Source organism: Cytobacillus sp. GQ23 (assembly GCF_059758675.1).
Genome location: NZ_JCAXER010000002.1, coordinates 1 through 15,461, shown reverse-complemented (window position 1 = coordinate 15,461; position 15,461 = coordinate 1). Strand labels below are relative to the sequence as shown.

At 40.5% G+C, this 15,461-nt stretch carries 19 protein-coding genes; 16 read left to right on the top strand and 3 right to left on the bottom strand.

All coding sequences use genetic code 11. From position 1 onward, the window contains the following. The first annotated feature begins 34 nt into the window (after positions 1–34). The 12 genes from AC6CHU_RS01805 (at position 35) to AC6CHU_RS01750 (ending at position 10,219) form a co-directional block, all read left to right on the top strand. Positions 35–244: a hypothetical protein gene (locus tag AC6CHU_RS01805; protein WP_159863271.1), complete on the top strand. Its 210-nt coding sequence runs from the start codon at positions 35–37 to the stop codon at positions 242–244. Further along, positions 231–497, top strand: a complete 267-nt coding sequence (locus tag AC6CHU_RS01800) for an IreB family regulatory phosphoprotein (RefSeq protein ID WP_009333061.1) — start codon at positions 231–233, stop codon at positions 495–497. Before AC6CHU_RS01805 ends, AC6CHU_RS01800 begins: the two co-directional genes overlap by 14 nt. A gap of 2 nt (positions 498–499) precedes the next feature. After that, positions 500–916: a Holliday junction resolvase RuvX gene (gene ruvX / locus AC6CHU_RS01795; RefSeq protein ID WP_201306499.1), complete on the top strand. Its 417-nt coding sequence runs from the start codon at positions 500–502 to the stop codon at positions 914–916. Positions 917–930: 14 nt separating this feature from the next. Continuing rightward, on the top strand, positions 931–1,215 hold the full coding sequence (locus AC6CHU_RS01790) for a DUF1292 domain-containing protein (protein ID WP_035331232.1): 285 nt from the start codon (positions 931–933) through the stop codon (positions 1,213–1,215). Positions 1,216–1,640: 425 nt separating this feature from the next. Then, entirely contained in the window at positions 1,641–2,774 is a 1,134-nt protein-coding gene (gene mltG / locus AC6CHU_RS01785) for an endolytic transglycosylase MltG (protein WP_159863270.1), read from the top strand. Positions 2,775–3,238: 464 nt separating this feature from the next. Next, positions 3,239–3,874, top strand: a complete 636-nt coding sequence (locus AC6CHU_RS01780; RefSeq protein WP_251283719.1) for an O-methyltransferase — start codon at positions 3,239–3,241, stop codon at positions 3,872–3,874. 5 nt (positions 3,875–3,879) lie between these two features. After that, a complete protein-coding gene (locus tag AC6CHU_RS01775) occupies positions 3,880–4,809 on the top strand; it encodes a peptidase U32 family protein (RefSeq protein WP_159863269.1) in 930 nt (309 codons plus the stop codon). Between the two features lie 35 nt (positions 4,810–4,844). Beyond that, positions 4,845–6,113 carry a peptidase U32 family protein gene (locus AC6CHU_RS01770; protein WP_159863268.1) on the top strand — a complete coding sequence of 423 codons (1,269 nt, stop codon included), beginning with the start codon at positions 4,845–4,847 and terminating at the stop codon, positions 6,111–6,113. Positions 6,114–6,116: 3 nt separating this feature from the next. Then, positions 6,117–6,752: a uridine kinase gene (udk, locus tag AC6CHU_RS01765; protein WP_159863267.1), complete on the top strand. Its 636-nt coding sequence runs from the start codon at positions 6,117–6,119 to the stop codon at positions 6,750–6,752. Positions 6,753–7,003: 251 nt separating this feature from the next. After that, complete coding sequence (greA, locus tag AC6CHU_RS01760; RefSeq protein ID WP_009333053.1) at positions 7,004–7,480, top strand: transcription elongation factor GreA; 477 nt, start codon at positions 7,004–7,006, stop codon at positions 7,478–7,480. A gap of 56 nt (positions 7,481–7,536) precedes the next feature. Continuing rightward, positions 7,537–9,330, top strand: coding sequence for a peptidoglycan D,D-transpeptidase FtsI family protein (locus AC6CHU_RS01755; RefSeq protein ID WP_251283657.1), 1,794 nt, complete (start codon positions 7,537–7,539; stop codon positions 9,328–9,330). 223 nt (positions 9,331–9,553) lie between these two features. Next, entirely contained in the window at positions 9,554–10,219 is a 666-nt protein-coding gene (locus AC6CHU_RS01750; RefSeq protein ID WP_159863265.1) for a YrrS family protein, read from the top strand. 23 nt (positions 10,220–10,242) lie between these two features. Here AC6CHU_RS01750 and AC6CHU_RS01745 read toward each other — a convergent pair whose 3' ends face one another. Further along, positions 10,243–10,449, bottom strand: coding sequence for a YrzA family protein (locus AC6CHU_RS01745; protein ID WP_159863264.1), 207 nt, complete (start codon positions 10,447–10,449; stop codon positions 10,243–10,245). 216 nt (positions 10,450–10,665) lie between these two features. Between AC6CHU_RS01745 and mtnN the strand changes: the two genes are divergently transcribed. From mtnN to sigK, 4 genes are all read left to right on the top strand, one after another. Then, complete coding sequence (mtnN, locus tag AC6CHU_RS01740) at positions 10,666–11,370, top strand: 5'-methylthioadenosine/S-adenosylhomocysteine nucleosidase (protein ID WP_159863263.1); 705 nt, start codon at positions 10,666–10,668, stop codon at positions 11,368–11,370. 128 nt (positions 11,371–11,498) lie between these two features. Further along, on the top strand, positions 11,499–11,759 hold the full coding sequence (locus AC6CHU_RS01735) for a YrhC family protein (RefSeq protein ID WP_159863262.1): 261 nt from the start codon (positions 11,499–11,501) through the stop codon (positions 11,757–11,759). Positions 11,760–12,043: 284 nt separating this feature from the next. Beyond that, positions 12,044–12,274 carry a YrzI family small protein gene (locus tag AC6CHU_RS01730; RefSeq protein ID WP_251283658.1) on the top strand — a complete coding sequence of 77 codons (231 nt, stop codon included), beginning with the start codon at positions 12,044–12,046 and terminating at the stop codon, positions 12,272–12,274. Positions 12,275–13,113: 839 nt separating this feature from the next. Further along, entirely contained in the window at positions 13,114–13,833 is a 720-nt protein-coding gene (gene sigK / locus AC6CHU_RS01725; protein WP_035331221.1) for an RNA polymerase sporulation sigma factor SigK, read from the top strand. 25 nt (positions 13,834–13,858) lie between these two features. Here the strand turns inward: sigK and AC6CHU_RS01720 are convergent, their stop codons facing one another. Beyond that, positions 13,859–14,875, bottom strand: a complete 1,017-nt coding sequence (locus AC6CHU_RS01720; RefSeq protein ID WP_251283659.1) for a F510_1955 family glycosylhydrolase — start codon at positions 14,873–14,875, stop codon at positions 13,859–13,861. Between the two features lie 362 nt (positions 14,876–15,237). After that, on the bottom strand, positions 15,238–15,461 hold a 224-nt coding region (locus tag AC6CHU_RS01715), incomplete at its 5' end, for a hypothetical protein (protein ID WP_498119856.1).

Genomic DNA, 15,461 nt, shown 5'->3' with positions numbered 1-15,461 from the left:
TAAAGTAGTGTAAAATGGAGGTAACCAAGAGAGATTGTTCATCATCAGGAAGAAACAGCTTGTTCTTCACCATGTTTTCCTGTCAGGAACAAGATTATTTAATGATCGCTCTGTTTATTCAGGCGGCAGCCAAACCGTTATGAAGAGGGGGACAAGCTGGCTATGCACCGGATTAAATCCGGCAAATATTAGCTATCCTATCCGTCATACAGAAAAGCGAGGTGTAAGATATGAGCTCATTTGATAAAACAATGAGGTTTAATTTTCCTGAAGAACCAATCGAACAAGATGTGAATGAAGTTCTGTTTCAAGTATATGGTGCCCTCCAGGAAAAAGGGTATAACCCCATTAACCAAATTGTCGGTTATCTGCTATCCGGGGACCCGGCTTACATTCCCCGCCATAAGGATGCACGCAATATCATCCGTAAACTTGAACGGGATGAGATCATCGAAGAATTGGTTAAATCATACTTAAAACAGCAGCGTGAGGGATAAACATGCGGACTATGGGATTGGATGTCGGCTCTAAGACGGTCGGTGTCGCTCTAAGCGATGCGCTCGGATGGACAGCGCAGGGCTTGGAAACCATCAAAATCAACGAGGAAGAAAAAGAGTTTGGTTTTGAAAGAATTGGTGAAATAATAAAAGAGCATGAAGTCAGTAAAATTGTTGTCGGCTTGCCTAAAAATATGAATGGAACCATTGGCCCCCGCGGCGAAGCCAGCCAGTTCTTTGCTTCAGAGCTGGAAAAGCTATTTGGTCTTCCGGTCATATTATGGGACGAGCGCCTCTCAACAATGGCAGCTGAAAGAGTGTTGCTGGAAGCGGATGTAAGCCGCAAAAAACGGAAAAAAGTCATTGATAAAATGGCAGCCGTCATGATTTTACAAGGCTTTTTAAATAGCCAAATTTAATGAGGTGAACAGAAATGAACCATGGAGATAACAACATTACTGTAATTGACGAGGAAGGCAACGAGCAGCTTTGCGAAGTATTGTTCACGTTTGATTCGGATGAATTCGGCAAGTCATATGTCCTTTACTATCCAGTAGGGGCAGATGAAAATGATGATGAAGAAATTGAAATTCACGCATCAGCATTCAGCCCAAGCGAAGACAGCAAGGATGGAGAACTGCAGCCAATCGAGACAGAAGAGGAATGGGATCTAATTGAAGAAATGTTAAACACATTCCTTGATGAGCAGGAAGATTAAAAAACTGGCCCCCGGGCCAGTTTTTTTTTTGCTTATTTACTCCGGTGAATTGAGTGAAAATACAAAGTGTGAAATTTGAAGTTTAATGGCGAATCTTTTGGGTTTTTGTAATATCCTGCGACTTCAAAAAGAAAATATAGTATAATAAGCCGTGACGTATCAGGAAACATAAAGAATGAAGTTTTTCCTAGGCAAGTTGGCATGAAATGCAGTTAATTCACAAGGCTATAATGACGGGGCTGTTGTTTTGTAATAATTGCAGCGAAGGTGAGATCATCGAAATACATTCATGCATTGTTCACACAAGGAAGGAAGCCTATTCAAATTCCCGCGAGAGTTAGGGGATAAAATGGAAAGGTTAACAACATTTTTTATGAAAAGAGCCATTTAAAAAGCCAACGTCTTTGGAACGGGGGGGATATGAGATGTCAGCAGACGATCAAAAAGGGAAAAAAGATATAATACGCCAAAAAATGATTGAGCGCCAAGGTGAAGCAAAAGTGGTCCGTAAAATTGTACTGATAGTTGCAATTATATTATTGATCTCAGCTGCTGCAGTGATCGGCGGCGGATATTTCTATATTAATTCAGCTTTAAAGCCTGTTGATCCCGATAATAATAAGTCCAAGAAAGTAGAGATACCAATCGGATCATCTGTTACAGGAATTGGCACTGTTCTCGAAGAGAATGGAATTATCAGGGATGCTCGTGTTTTTAAATATTATGTGAAATTTAAAAATGAAGCTGGATTCATGGCAGGAGAATATTCATTGAAGCCTTCAATGAATATGAAGGAGATCCTGGATAGCTTAAAAACAGGCAAGGTAATGGAAGAGGTAGCATTCAAAATCACCATTCCAGAAGGAAAACAGCTGGAGCAAATAGCGGGGATTATTGCAGAAAAAACGGATAAAAAACCTGAAGATGTCTTGAAAAAGCTTAATGATAAAGCTTTTATTAAGTCTTTAATGGCGGAATATCCTGAATTGCTGACGAAGGAAATCCTGGCTGAAAATATAAAATATCCTCTTGAGGGATACCTATTTCCGGCGACCTATCCATTTTACAAAGAAGATACAACTATAGAGGAAATTGTCAAAGTTATGCTTGATAAAACTGCATCAGTTATGAAAGAGTATAGTGCTGATATGGACAAACGGGAATACACTCCACACAAACTATTGACAATGGCATCTCTCATAGAGGAAGAAGCAACGGCAAAAGTAGACCGTGATCAGATTGCGAGTGTTTTCTACAATCGGATTGACACGGGAATGCCACTGCAGACAGATCCGACTGTCCTGTATGCCCATGGTGAGCATAAATCCAGGGTTTTATATAAAGACTTAGAGATCGACTCACCATACAACACATATAAGTATCCTGGACTGACACCTGGGCCAATTTCAAATGCAGGTGTTTCCTCAATTGAAGCAGCATTGGTGCCTGCAGAAACAGATTACTTATACTTCCTGGCCACATCAACAGGAGAAGTTCTTTTCTCAAAGACACTGGACGAGCATAATCAAAAAAAGGCACAGCATATATCGAATAATTAAATTAAGGAAGGGGAATGTGCAGATATGGCATTCCCCTTTTACTTATGGTAAAATAGATCAGGTGTTTTATCCCAGTCTACAGGCAGTGTAAGATTCCACTTCAAGACTCAGAGGAAACAAGGGAGGATAAGTGGGGGAAAACTGCCCGTAAAGGCTCTAAAAGAAGAACAAAGGCTAAAAGCCACATCCTGTGGCAACGTCTTTATGACCAACTTCCTGTGGGCCTAAACTAACAATCAGCAGGGAGAAAGCACTCCCCACTGATTTATATGGCTTCCCGATAGCGTGAATCACGGACAAGCATGGATAAGGCATCTAGCCGGAATGCAGTACAGTGCATTTTCACATCCTATCTGTGAACGCTATTTTTTTCATGCCTAAATAGAAAAGCGGCTGCGACCGTGAGTATCTTTGTGCCGCAGCTTGATCATAATATTACGTCTGATCGAGGTGAAGCCAGCTTGATGAACGATAAGCTGCATGCATATATAGAGGAAATAGTACCCGAAAGATCCGAGTTATTGGGCAAAATGGAGCAATATGCCAAAGTGCACAATGTTCCGATTATGGAGCTGGCAGGAATTGAGGCAATGCTTCAGCTTTTGCGCATTCAAAAACCGAAAATGATTCTTGAAGTAGGCACTGCAATCGGCTATTCAGCACTAAGAATGGCGTTTGCTGTCCCAGATTCGAAAATTGTAACAATTGAACGCGATGAGGAACGTTACCTGCTTGCAGAACAGTATATAGATGAGGCAGGGAAAAAGGAGCAAATCCTGATCATAAAAGGAGATGCCCTTGAAGTCGGAGAAGACATTGAAAAATACGGACCATATGATGCTATTTTTATCGATGCAGCAAAGGGCCAATATCAGCGCTTTTTTGAAATTTATTCCCGCTTTCTCTCCAATGACGGAGTGATTATTACAGACAATGTCCTTTTTAAAGGCCTTGTGTGTGAATCAGAAATAGAAAATAAGCGCATTCGGAATATGGTTAGAAAAATTGATTTGTTTAATAAGTGGTTAATGAGTCATCCTGAATACCATACAGTTATTTTGCCTGTTGGGGATGGCGTGGCAATTAGTAAAAAGAGGTGATTAGAATGAAAAAACCTGAACTGTTAGTGACACCAACAAGTGTCGAAGATATCGAGACACTTGTGTCTGCAGGCGCAGATGCCTTTGTTGTAGGGGAACAGCGATATGGACTGAGGCTTGCTGGGGAATTCACAAGGGAAGATGTAAAGGAAGCGGTGGAAATCGCCCACAGACACGGAAAAAAAGTGTATGTAGCGATGAACGCATTATTTCATAATGATAAAGTGCCTGAGCTTGAAGGTTATATCAGCTTCTTAAAAGAAGTAAGTGCTGATGCTATCATTTTTGGGGATCCGGCTGTATTAATGGCTGCGCGCTCGGCTGCCCCGGACATGAAGCTCCATTGGAATACTGAAACAACTGCTACAAACTGGTATACCTGCAATTACTGGGGCAGAAAAGGCGCTAAACGTGCAGTCCTTGCTAGAGAGGTTAATATGGATGCCATCATTGAAATAAAAGAAAATGCCGACGTAGAAATAGAAGTGCAGGTTCATGGCATGACTGCCATGTTCCAGTCAAAGCGCTCCCTGCTTGGTAATTACTATGAATACCAGGGAAAAGCCCTTGAGATTGAAAACCGCAAACAGGAAAAAAGTATGTTCCTTCACGATAAGGAGCGGGAAAATAAATACCCGATTTTCGAAGATGAAAATGGCACTCATATCATGAGTCCAAATGACATCTGCATTATAGATGAACTGCAGGAAATGATTGAAGCTGGCATTGACTCATTTAAAATTGACGGGATATTAAAATCACCTGAATATATCATTGAAGTGACAAAACTCTACAGAAAAGCTATTGACTTATGTGTTGAAGACCCGGACCAATACGATGAAAGTAAGGATGGACTTCTCACTGAAGTTGAAGAAATTCAGCCCGCGAATCGCCCGCTGGATACTGGATTCTTCTTTAAAGAAACCGTCTACTGATTTGATAATATAAAAAAGAAAGAGGAGGAAGCTCTATGGCAGCGGTAAAAGATAAAATTTCCGAAATTGTCAACGGCAAACGGGTTATTGTAAAAAAGCCTGAATTGCTTGCTCCGGCAGGAAACCTTGAAAAGCTGAAAATCGCCGTTCACTATGGTGCGGACGCTGTGTTTATCGGCGGTCAGGAATATGGCCTTCGCTCAAATGCAGGCAACTTCACTTTTGAAGAAATGAAAGAAGGCGTGGAATTCGCCAAAAAATATGGAGCTAAGATTTATGTTACAACCAATATTTTCGCTCATAACGAAAATATTGATGGTCTTGAGGAATATTTGCTTGGCCTCAAAGAAGCAGGAGTAGCAGGAATCATTGTGGCTGATCCGCTTATCATCGAAACCTGCCGCCGTGTTGCACCGGAAATTGAAGTTCATTTAAGCACGCAGCAATCCCTTTCCAACTGGAAGGCAGTTGAGTTTTGGAAGGAAGAAGGGCTGGAGCGTGTAGTTCTTGCGCGTGAAACAAGTGCGGAGGAAATTAAAGAAATGAAGGAGAAGGTTGACATTGAAATTGAAACCTTCATTCATGGGGCGATGTGTATTGCCTATTCCGGACGCTGTACTCTAAGCAACCATATGACAGCACGTGATTCCAACAGGGGCGGCTGCTGCCAGTCCTGCCGCTGGGATTATGACTTATACCAGCTTGAAGGCGAGAATGAAGTTCCTTTATTCAGCGAAGGAGATGCTCCATTTGCAATGAGTCCTAAAGACCTTAAGCTGATAGAGTCAATTCCCCGTATGATTGAACTGGGAATTGACAGCTTGAAAATTGAAGGGCGCATGAAATCCATCCATTACATTGCAACTGTAGTAAGTGTGTACCGTAAAGTAATTGATGCATATTGTGCAGATCCGGATAACTTCCAGATTAGGCAGGAATGGCTTGAAGAGCTTGATAAATGTGCTAACCGTGAAACAGCACCCGCTTTCTTTGAAGGAGTCCCAGGGTATAAAGAGCAAATGTTTGGAAATCATAGCAAAAAGACGAATATCGATTTCGTGGGGCTTGTTCTTGATTACAATCCGGATACAAAGATTGTTACTCTTCAGCAGAGAAACAAATTTATGCCTGGTGAGGAAGTCGAGTTCTTTGGCCCTGAAATTGAGAACTTTACACAAGTCATCGATAAAATTTGGGATGAAAAAGGCCATGAGCTGGATGCTGCACGTCATCCGCTTCAAATTGTTCAATTTAAGGTTGATAAGCCGGTTTACCCTGACAACATGATGCGAAAGGAGCTCTAATCTATGAAACGCAAACCCGTTGTAATAGGGGTGGCCGGCGGATCCGGCTCAGGTAAAACAAGCGTAACCAAAGCGATTTATGATCGATTCAAAGGACATTCCATCCTTATGATCGAGCAGGATTATTATTATAAGGATCAGACTCATCTTCCTTTTGAAGAAAGATTGAAAACGAATTATGACCATCCGCTTGCATTTGATAACGATTTGCTTATTGAACATATCGAAAGCCTGCTGAGATATGAGCCGATTAGAAAGCCTGTATATGATTATGCCATGCATACAAGATCTGAAGAAGTAATTGAAGTTGAACCGAAGGATGTCATTATCTTAGAAGGCATTCTGATTCTTGAGGATGAGAGGCTCCGTGATCTGATGGATATGAAATTATATGTGGATACGGATGCCGATCTGCGTATTATCCGGCGCTTATTCAGGGATATTAAAGAGCGGGGACGCACCATGGATTCAGTCATAGAACAATATGTAAATGTGGTTCGGCCTATGCATAATCAGTTTATTGAGCCGACGAAGAGATATGCTGACATCATTATTCCTGAAGGCGGTCATAATTACGTTGCCATCGATTTAATGGTCACAAAAATTCAAACAATTCTTGAACAAAAGTCATTTTTATGAAACAATAGCATTGAAAATGTTCTCTAGGAATTATCCTTTTACCGAGTGGCTGTGTAAGACAGTGCTTACCTGACCTCAATATAATCGTCAGCAGCTAAATCTTTCAGAGCTAGTCAATATAAAAAGATGATCTGCGCGCCCTTTAAAAAAGGACGCGCTCCTGTTCATTTTCCTGAAAATATGATAAAAAGAAGTACATACATTATAGAACACATACTTTTAAGGATGTGTAATTCGAAGGAGTGAAGGTTTTGGCTACAGAAAAAGTGTTTCCAATGACACAGGCAGGTAAAGAAAAACTTGAGCAGGAACTGGAATATTTAAAATCGGTTAAACGCAAAGAAGTGGTTGAACGTATAAAGATCGCAAGAAGCTTCGGTGACCTTTCCGAGAACTCAGAGTATGACTCAGCGAAAGAAGAGCAGGCCTTTGTTGAAGGCCGGATCACCACTCTTGAAAATATGATCCGCAATGCAAAGATCATTCAAGAGGAAGAAATGGCTGGAGATATTGTGGGACTTGGCCGTTCCGTTACGTTCGTAGAGCTTCCTGATGGAGATGAAGAAACTTACACCATCGTAGGAAGTGCGGAGGCGGATCCTTTTGAAGGAAAAATCTCAAACGATTCTCCAATCGCCAAAAGCCTAATTGGGCGTACAGTTGGAGACGAAGTTACTGTTCAGACTCCTGGAGGAGAAATGAACGTACGCATTGTTTCCATTAAATAAGAATAGCTGGTTTGAAATCAGAAAACCTCGTCAAAACTTTTGACGAGGTGTTTTTTATGTGGAGAAAAAGAGCAGTTGGCTGGCTTATCGTCAGTTTCCTTGTACTTTGCTTTCTATTGGGAAGGCTGATACAGCTGCAGCTGGTTTCAACAGAGCATTTTACTGACAGGGGAATTAACCTTTTGGAAGCGAGTGTCCGTCAGCGTTCCCAGGAAATGATTATCGATGCCGGGAGGGGGGATTTTCTTGATCGCAGCGGTAATCCCTTAACATTCGAAAATAAATCTGTTCTTATATTATTCCCCTTCCTCGCAAGAATGGATTGGGATATTAAGAGGATATCTGAAATTACAGGTGCTTCGGAATACTCTTTGCGGCATTCTGTTGAAAATGCAAAAGAACCTTTTGCATTTGGGAGCCCGGAACCCATTCAGCTGTCTTACGCTCAAATGGAAAAAATCAATGACCTGAAAATTCCGGGTGTCTTTGCTGTTGATAAGAAATACAGCCGTTCCGACAAACCGGCATCCCAGCTAATTGGAATTACCGGTCAAAATCAGGACGTGCTTAAAAAAAGGTATCCGGACAAAGATCTGTCTTCCGACACAATGATTGGGATTACTGGCTTGGAGAAGAGCTTTGATGAATTCCTGCTTCCTGAAGGGGCATCAAAACTTGTCTATCATGTGGATGGAACGGGCGGACCGCTGTTTGGCATTGATGTAAAATATGTTGAGCCTGCAAACCCCTTTTATCCGGTCAATATTAAGACAACTTTGGACTATGATTTGCAGATGATGGCAGAAAAATTGGCGGATCAGCATGGGATAAAGAAAGGCGGCATTGTCCTTCTGGATATAGAGACGAATTCAGTATTGGCAATGGTGTCGCGTCCATCGCTTAATAAGCATAATCCATTTGATGAAGAAAGCAGAGGAACGGTTAATCATATGATTAAACAGCAGATCATGGGATCTGTTTTTAAAACGGTGGTGGCAGCAGCCGCAATTGATCATGATCTGGACGATCCTAAAAGGCAATATGACTGCAGCAGGAAGATAAATGGGGAACCGGATCTTAAATATCAGCACGGGATGCTAAATTTTGATGAGAGCTTTGCCAGGAGCTGTAATAATACATTTGCATCCATTGCTAAGGAGTTAAAGGATATTAACCCGGATCTCCTTGAGCAGTATGCAGAAAAACTGTCATTAATAGGTCCTGTAAGCTGGCGTGGAGATATTTATCACTTCAGCGATTTTAAACAGCTGCAAGACGAAGAAAAAGGTCGGGTGTTTCTATCTGAAGATGCTAAAAAAGACAGTAATTTTGCAGGCCTGACAGGGATAGGACAGCATGAAGTGAGGGCTACTCCGCTGGCTGTGGCCAACATGATGGCAACTATAGCCAGAGGAGGGGAAAAAGAAATGGTCCGGGTTGCATCAGAGATTGAATATAAAAACAGTACATCTCTTATAGAATTCGAAAAACAAAAGCTGCAGGGAGATATCATTGCTCCATATACCGCTATGAAGCTCCAAAAGCTGCTAAGGGGAGTAGTCATCAATGAAGAAGGGACCGGCCGCTGGTTTAAAGAGCTTCCTTTCGAAGTTGCAGGCAAATCCGGTACTGCAGAAACAGGCATAATGGCTGATGGAAAGCAGCTTCACAATAAATGGTTTGCTGGATACTTTCCATACAAAAATCCAAAATATGCTCTAGTAACCGTGAATTTGGAAGTTACTGAAGACAAAGGAGGAGTTAATCCGCTCTTTGCGGATATTGTGAAAGAAATCTATAACTATAATCATAATAAAGAAAATCCGCCATCTGGCTCTCCAGGCTCTTAAATAATTATGGTATATTGTAACTTTCCGTATGCGGCTGTCGTCCATTTAATGCTGGCAGTACCTGGTGTCCACAGGTTATTTCTTTTAAGTTAGCCTTATTCCATGTTAGAATGTTGACAGCCGCTGTTCGGGCAATAGCCTTTATGCAGACGGCCGGGTTAATAAATTCCGCTCATTTTTATTATACCTATAAGTCTGATAATAGATTGGGGAGGAGAAAGTATTGAAAGGGAATAGCAGAGAATCCCGTTTTGGCAAGCGGGAAAAAAGAAAAAAAACCAATATTATCTTAAATAGTCTTATCGCACTTGTTATTATCCTTATTATTGTTGTATCAGCCAAAATATTTTTTGGCGGTAATAATGACCAGGAGCTTACTGCCAATGAAGAGACAGCATCTGAATCGAAGCAAAATGAGAATAACAAGGAAGATAAGGGCAATGAAATAGAGCAAAATAAGGATAAAGAAGAAAAGCAAGCAGATAAAGAGTCTGAAGAAGAAGAAAAAGAATCAGAAGAAAATGCTGAAGAAGAGAATCAAGAAGATAAAGAACAAGTCGTAACAGAAGGCGGAAGCGGACCTGACGTTGAAAAAACGATTGAAAATCCAGCATGGAAACCAGTCGGAACTTCCCAAACTGGAGAACATACCGCTGTTTATGATCAAAATCATGTAGATTGGCAGGAAATGCTCAGTGCCATTTCTTATGCTACAGGTATTGAACAGGGTAATATGACTGTTTGGTTCCTCGGAAATAATGGGCCAAATAGCTCTGTGGGGACAATTTCCACAAAAGATCAAAGTGAAAAATATCGTGTCTATATAGACTGGGTTGACGGAGAAGGATGGAAGCCATCAAGAGTAGAGGTCTTAAATGAGATAAATTAATTAATAAGGACGCCAAGGCGTCCTTATTTTTTTGCTTTATAGTGGACCACCGCTGAGAAATAGGTCCTTCCATTCTCGTCAAGATGCATTTGATGTGAAACATGGTGGACAGATAAGAGGATGGCTTTATTATGCTCAATCTGTATATTTACCTTCTTTTCAAGCTCCTTTAAAGTAGGTGCCTCATAAAACTCAACCTTATCTTCTATTAAATCAAACTGGAAATTCATCAAGGTTCCCCCTTCCCTTCGATACTATCTTTATTTTATGGGGGGAGTTTTAGTCTGGCAACTCTTAAAACCTGGCAGGCATATGCTTGAATGCATTAACGAATATGGTAAACATCCGGTTTATGATGGTAGAATAGAGTTTGCATAAAGTATATGGGCATGGTATTACTAAAGTATGTGTTCAAAGGCATAGAAAAATTAGAAAGAGGTTTTAACATGAAAATAGCTATTATTGGAGCAATGGAAGAGGAAGTTACATTACTTAGAGATAAAATAGAAGATAAGCAGCAGGAAACTGTTGCCGGATGCGAGTTTACAGCAGGGAAAATGAATAATGCGGACGTAGTGCTTCTCCGTTCTGGAATAGGCAAAGTAAATGCTGCTATGTCGACTGCCATTCTTTTGGAGCGGTACAAGCCTGATTATGTCATTAACACCGGTTCAGCTGGAGGATTTAATCCTGAATTAAATGTGGGAGATACGGTCATCTCGACTGAGGTTAGACATCATGATGTAGACGTTACCGCCTTTGGCTACGAATATGGCCAGGTACCTCAATTGCCTGCAGCATTCGAAGCCGATCACAGCCTCGTGCAGATTGCAGAAGCATGCGCCAAGGAAATCGGGGATATCCAGGTTGTCAGAGGGTTAATTGCAACAGGTGATTCCTTCATGAATGATCCGGCAAGAGTGGATTATATCCGTGATAAGTTTATAGACCTTCAGGCAGTAGAAATGGAAGCAGCAGCGGTTGCGCAGGTTGCTCATCAATTTAAGACGCCATTTGTTGTTATCCGTGCCCTTTCAGATATTGCAGGAAAAGAATCCGATGTTTCATTTGAGCAATTTTTGGAGAAGGCAGCACTTCATTCTGCTACACTTGTAATAAAGATAGTAAATGTCCTTAAGAATAACAAATAAAAAAGGACAGATGCTCGTGCAAGGATTCGCTTTTCCCTTTTTTGCCAGTCTTACATTATTTACATCCCCTTCTCTCTTCCTAAATATGTTAGAGTAGAATTATAGTCTTTCATAGAAGGTGATAATAAATGATGAACGAAGCAAAGAAATTATATGAAAAAATGGTGGATTTCAAGCGGTTCGGAATTTCAATGCTCGCTGTCGGCGCGTTTCTTTATATTGGATTAATTATCCCTGATACTTCAAATACAGTTACTGATTTATATATCATGGCTGGATCTTCTTCAGCTTTCCTTATAGGTTCAATCCTTTTCTTTATCCTTTCCAGACGATGCAGAACGAAGTTGAATGAAATGGATGAAGGCCAGGAATACCTCATGAGAAAATAAAGAACGTCAGCGTCCGGATTTCCGGGCGTTTTTTTCATTTATAAAGATTTTTAATAAAAATGAACAAAAAAGGTTTACAAACTGCATAACCGTGGATATAATTACCATTATAAGTGAAAATTCTTAAAAGGAGGTCGAATGAAATGATGTTAACAGCAATTGTATTAGAAACACAGCTAAATAAATACTGTACAAATTCGACCTACATGGAATGGATCGCTTAGATTTGCTTTATTGACATTACATATCCATGCTGCAGGGAGAATTGTGCCCTGCGGTTTTTTATGCCTAAATGGCCAGGCCGCTGGGAGTATATCTCTTTGCGGCTTTTTTGTGCCTATAGGCTGGATATGAAAGAGGAGGTGGGATACCTAATGACACTAAATATATTATTTTTGACAGTCACAATAAAAAAACGTCAATTATCGGCAGAAGACGTTGTTCGCGAGCAAATGGCTAAAAAGATTATTGACCAAAACCGTGATCGTCAATTCTCTATTTACCGTCCATTTTAATTTAAGTGACAAAAAAATAAGAAAGGTGGTTTGTTATATGATGTACATTTTACAGGGACGTCAGGCAATTTTCTGGGTGGAGAAAGATTCCACCTAACAAAGCAGTAACCGGTTAGGAGGTAAGGCACATGTCTTTACATGTTATAATTTTAACCTTGATATTCCGAAAAAAAAGAACTATTCCACGTGACGGAGATTAACAGAATGTTCACATTCCTTCCAATTTCTTAGGTGAGAACCATGTTACATTAAAGAAAATAAGGAATTTAAAAAGGGGTGTGGAAGATGTTCTGGATCGTAATGGGATTAGTTATGTGCGGTACTATCGGCTGCATCATTAGTGCTGAGGTAAGTGTAATAGAGTAAAATGCAATATAAGAAAAAGGACTGACTTCCGGATTGGGGAGTCAGTTCTTTTTGTTTGGAAAAACCCAGAGGAATAGGACAATTCCAGTAACTGCGAGCAATATCATTACGGTCTTTAAAGAAAAACCTTCGAATATAAACTTTGCGAGGCTGTCAAGAAAAACAATAAAAAATACAAGGGCTAAAATTACTCTCTGTCCATTCAAATTATCAAGACCTCTTTCGTGCCAATTATTTAAATACTTTATAGGGAGATATGTATACGCATGCCGGCCCCTAAGAATCATTTCATGGTTGATTATATACTAACACCCTTGCAAAAGCTTTAATGGAGATATCTAATGGCCGAAAAAATAAGTCGCGGATTTTCTTTCTGCTGAAATTATCTAAATTGGACAGACAAAAACAACTCCATCTCTACATAGGAATTAGTTATAGGCATTTTTGAACGCATTATAAGCGGGGGTGGAACGATGTCCGGTATTTTAACTGCACTCGGGTTTTTGGTTAAGGAGATAGTGTTTCTTGTTTCTTATGTAAAAAATAATGCATTTCCTCAACCGCTGTCTCCTGCAGATGAAAAGAAATACCTGCGATTAATGGCTGCAGGTGATTCGCATGCACGTAATATGCTTATTGAACATAATCTCAGACTGGTTGCCCATATTGTAAAAAAGTTTGAAAATACAGGAGAGGATTCTGAGGATTTGATCTCAATTGGGACAATCGGACTGATAAAGGCAATCGAGAGCTATTCGGAAGGGAAAGGCACGAAGCTTGCCACCTATGCAGCCCGCTGTATTGAAAATGAGATACTAATGCACTTGCGGGCACTGAAGAAGACAAAAAAAGATGTATCCCTTCATGATCCTATCGGGCAGGACAAAGAAGGCAATGAAATATCTCTTATTGATGTTCTTAAGTCAGAATCTGAAGATGTTATTAATACAATTCAGCTGAATATGGAGCTGGAAAAAGTGAAGGAGTACATTGATGTTTTAGATGACAGAGAAAAAGAAGTCATTGTCGGCAGGTTCGGTCTGGACCTGCAAAAAGAAAAAACACAAAGAGAAATTGCCAAAGAGCTTGGCATCTCAAGAAGTTATGTCTCCAGAATTGAAAAGAGAGCATTAATGAAAATGTTTCATGAGTTTTATCGGGCAGAAAAAGAAAAAAGGAAAAATAACAGCTAAAGGGACAGTTTGACTGTCCCTTTAGCTATTCTATTCTGCCGTTTTTCAATAAGAGCTTCCAGTTCTCACCGCGGTCTGCAGATTCATATACATCTTTGAGATAAGTTGAAACAGCAAGTTTTCCGTCAGATTTATGATCGGCAGCAATGTATGTAATAGGGTTGTCATAGCTAAGATAAGGGATCTTAACCTGTGTGTTCTCCATCGTTTTAAGATCGATTTTGCTCATTTGAACCTTTTCCTGATCTGCGTAGGCATAGTACAGGCTGTTTTGCGTAAATGTAAGGGCTGTAGCCATAACTGGCTCAGATATTAATTTTACAGTTTCCCCTTTATCCTGTGAGTAAAAGATGCCGCTTCTTGTTGACATGGCCATGACTTCAGGATTAGTTGGGTGTGCAGCGATCATGCCAAGTGTATCGGCCTCAAGTCCCTTTAAGCTGACTGGATCCCATGTTCTGCCTTCGTCCTGGGAACGGTATACACCTGCCTTGAGCTCATCGTTATTTTCCTGATTGATCATATAGATAATATTGCTATCATACCCGGCTGCTAAAAAAGGAAAGGAACTTGTTCCGCTAAAAGCCAGTTTTTTGAAAGAAGCTCCTTTATCTGAGCTTTTCACAATACCAAGAGGGTTTTTTATTACGGAGTTCTTATCAGGATGGCCGCTGACAATGAATCCATCTCTGACGGACTGAAACCCCATATAATCATGGTTAAGAGAAGTGGTCTCGCGCCAAATGCCATCTTTGAAAAACTTTAAGCCTTCACTGGATGAAAGATAAAGTCCGGTATCATTTCCGGGATATCCAATTCCTTGAATATGCTCGATTTGCTGAGCAGAGGCCTCAATAATACTGTAGTCTGCAGCTTCGGTCTTTTCATTTGAAGGCTTTTCAGCAGTTTTCTTACTTTGCTGCTCTTCATTCGAACAGCCGGCAGCGAGCAATAAAAGGAGAAACGCTAAAATCGTTCTGCCATGTTTCATTCGTTTCACTCCAATTCCTAACATTTCAGTGGTTATTCTTAACGATGTCATTATATAGTATTTCAGCATAAAATAAAAAACCCTTGCCTATGGAAGGGTTCTAATGAATGGCTTCATGCTAAGAGTGAAGAAAAAACTTATTCCTTTCCTTATACTTTATATCGGAAAGGTGTTTTGTCATTTTGCCAGACCCTTTACATGCAGGGCAGGTTTTCTTTAGAAATTTACATGCTGTTATACTTCCTGTGCCTTTGCATTTCTCGCAGATCGAGATAATCTTCATTTAACACTCCTCCCATAATATTCCTTATAGTATATTCTATGAACTGTTTTGATAGCGGTGCTATGAAAAAGCGATATTTAAACGCTGATTTAGTACAAAAGCCTAAACGATTGTCCAGTAATTACATATCTTAGTAATAGAAGGCGAAAGGAGGTAATTGGTGATGCCTTATGGTTATGGCTGTTATCCAGTTCCCCCTCCTTATCCATGCGGTTATTATGGAGGAGGCGGTTTCTGGCTGGCCCTCGCAGTTGTACTGCTGATCCTGCTGCTTGTTTTTGGAGGATTTGCTTACTATGGCGGCTATTTCAGATAGTGCAGACCAGCAGTTGGCCCATATCATAGGATATGGGC

What these genes read in the sequence shown, in the direction of transcription:
- ruvX (WP_201306499.1), top strand. Translation starts at nt 500, where the DNA reads ATGCGGACTATGGGATTGGATGTCGGCTCTAAGACGGTCGGTGTCGCT.
- AC6CHU_RS01730 (WP_251283658.1), top strand. Translation starts at nt 12,044, where the DNA reads ATGCCTAAATGGCCAGGCCGCTGGGAGTATATCTCTTTGCGGCTTTTT.
- mltG (WP_159863270.1), top strand. Translation starts at nt 1,641, where the DNA reads ATGTCAGCAGACGATCAAAAAGGGAAAAAAGATATAATACGCCAAAAA.
- udk (WP_159863267.1), top strand. Translation starts at nt 6,117, where the DNA reads ATGAAACGCAAACCCGTTGTAATAGGGGTGGCCGGCGGATCCGGCTCA.
- AC6CHU_RS01790 (WP_035331232.1), top strand. Translation starts at nt 931, where the DNA reads ATGAACCATGGAGATAACAACATTACTGTAATTGACGAGGAAGGCAAC.
- AC6CHU_RS01770 (WP_159863268.1), top strand. Translation starts at nt 4,845, where the DNA reads ATGGCAGCGGTAAAAGATAAAATTTCCGAAATTGTCAACGGCAAACGG.
- AC6CHU_RS01780 (WP_251283719.1), top strand. Translation starts at nt 3,239, where the DNA reads ATGAACGATAAGCTGCATGCATATATAGAGGAAATAGTACCCGAAAGA.
- sigK (WP_035331221.1), top strand. Translation starts at nt 13,114, where the DNA reads ATGTCCGGTATTTTAACTGCACTCGGGTTTTTGGTTAAGGAGATAGTG.
- AC6CHU_RS01800 (WP_009333061.1), top strand. Translation starts at nt 231, where the DNA reads ATGAGCTCATTTGATAAAACAATGAGGTTTAATTTTCCTGAAGAACCA.
- AC6CHU_RS01735 (WP_159863262.1), top strand. Translation starts at nt 11,499, where the DNA reads ATGATGAACGAAGCAAAGAAATTATATGAAAAAATGGTGGATTTCAAG.
- AC6CHU_RS01775 (WP_159863269.1), top strand. Translation starts at nt 3,880, where the DNA reads ATGAAAAAACCTGAACTGTTAGTGACACCAACAAGTGTCGAAGATATC.
- mtnN (WP_159863263.1), top strand. Translation starts at nt 10,666, where the DNA reads ATGAAAATAGCTATTATTGGAGCAATGGAAGAGGAAGTTACATTACTT.
- AC6CHU_RS01720 (WP_251283659.1), bottom strand. Translation starts at nt 14,875, where the DNA reads ATGACATCGTTAAGAATAACCACTGAAATGTTAGGAATTGGAGTGAAA.
- AC6CHU_RS01755 (WP_251283657.1), top strand. Translation starts at nt 7,537, where the DNA reads ATGTGGAGAAAAAGAGCAGTTGGCTGGCTTATCGTCAGTTTCCTTGTA.
- AC6CHU_RS01745 (WP_159863264.1), bottom strand. Translation starts at nt 10,449, where the DNA reads ATGAATTTCCAGTTTGATTTAATAGAAGATAAGGTTGAGTTTTATGAG.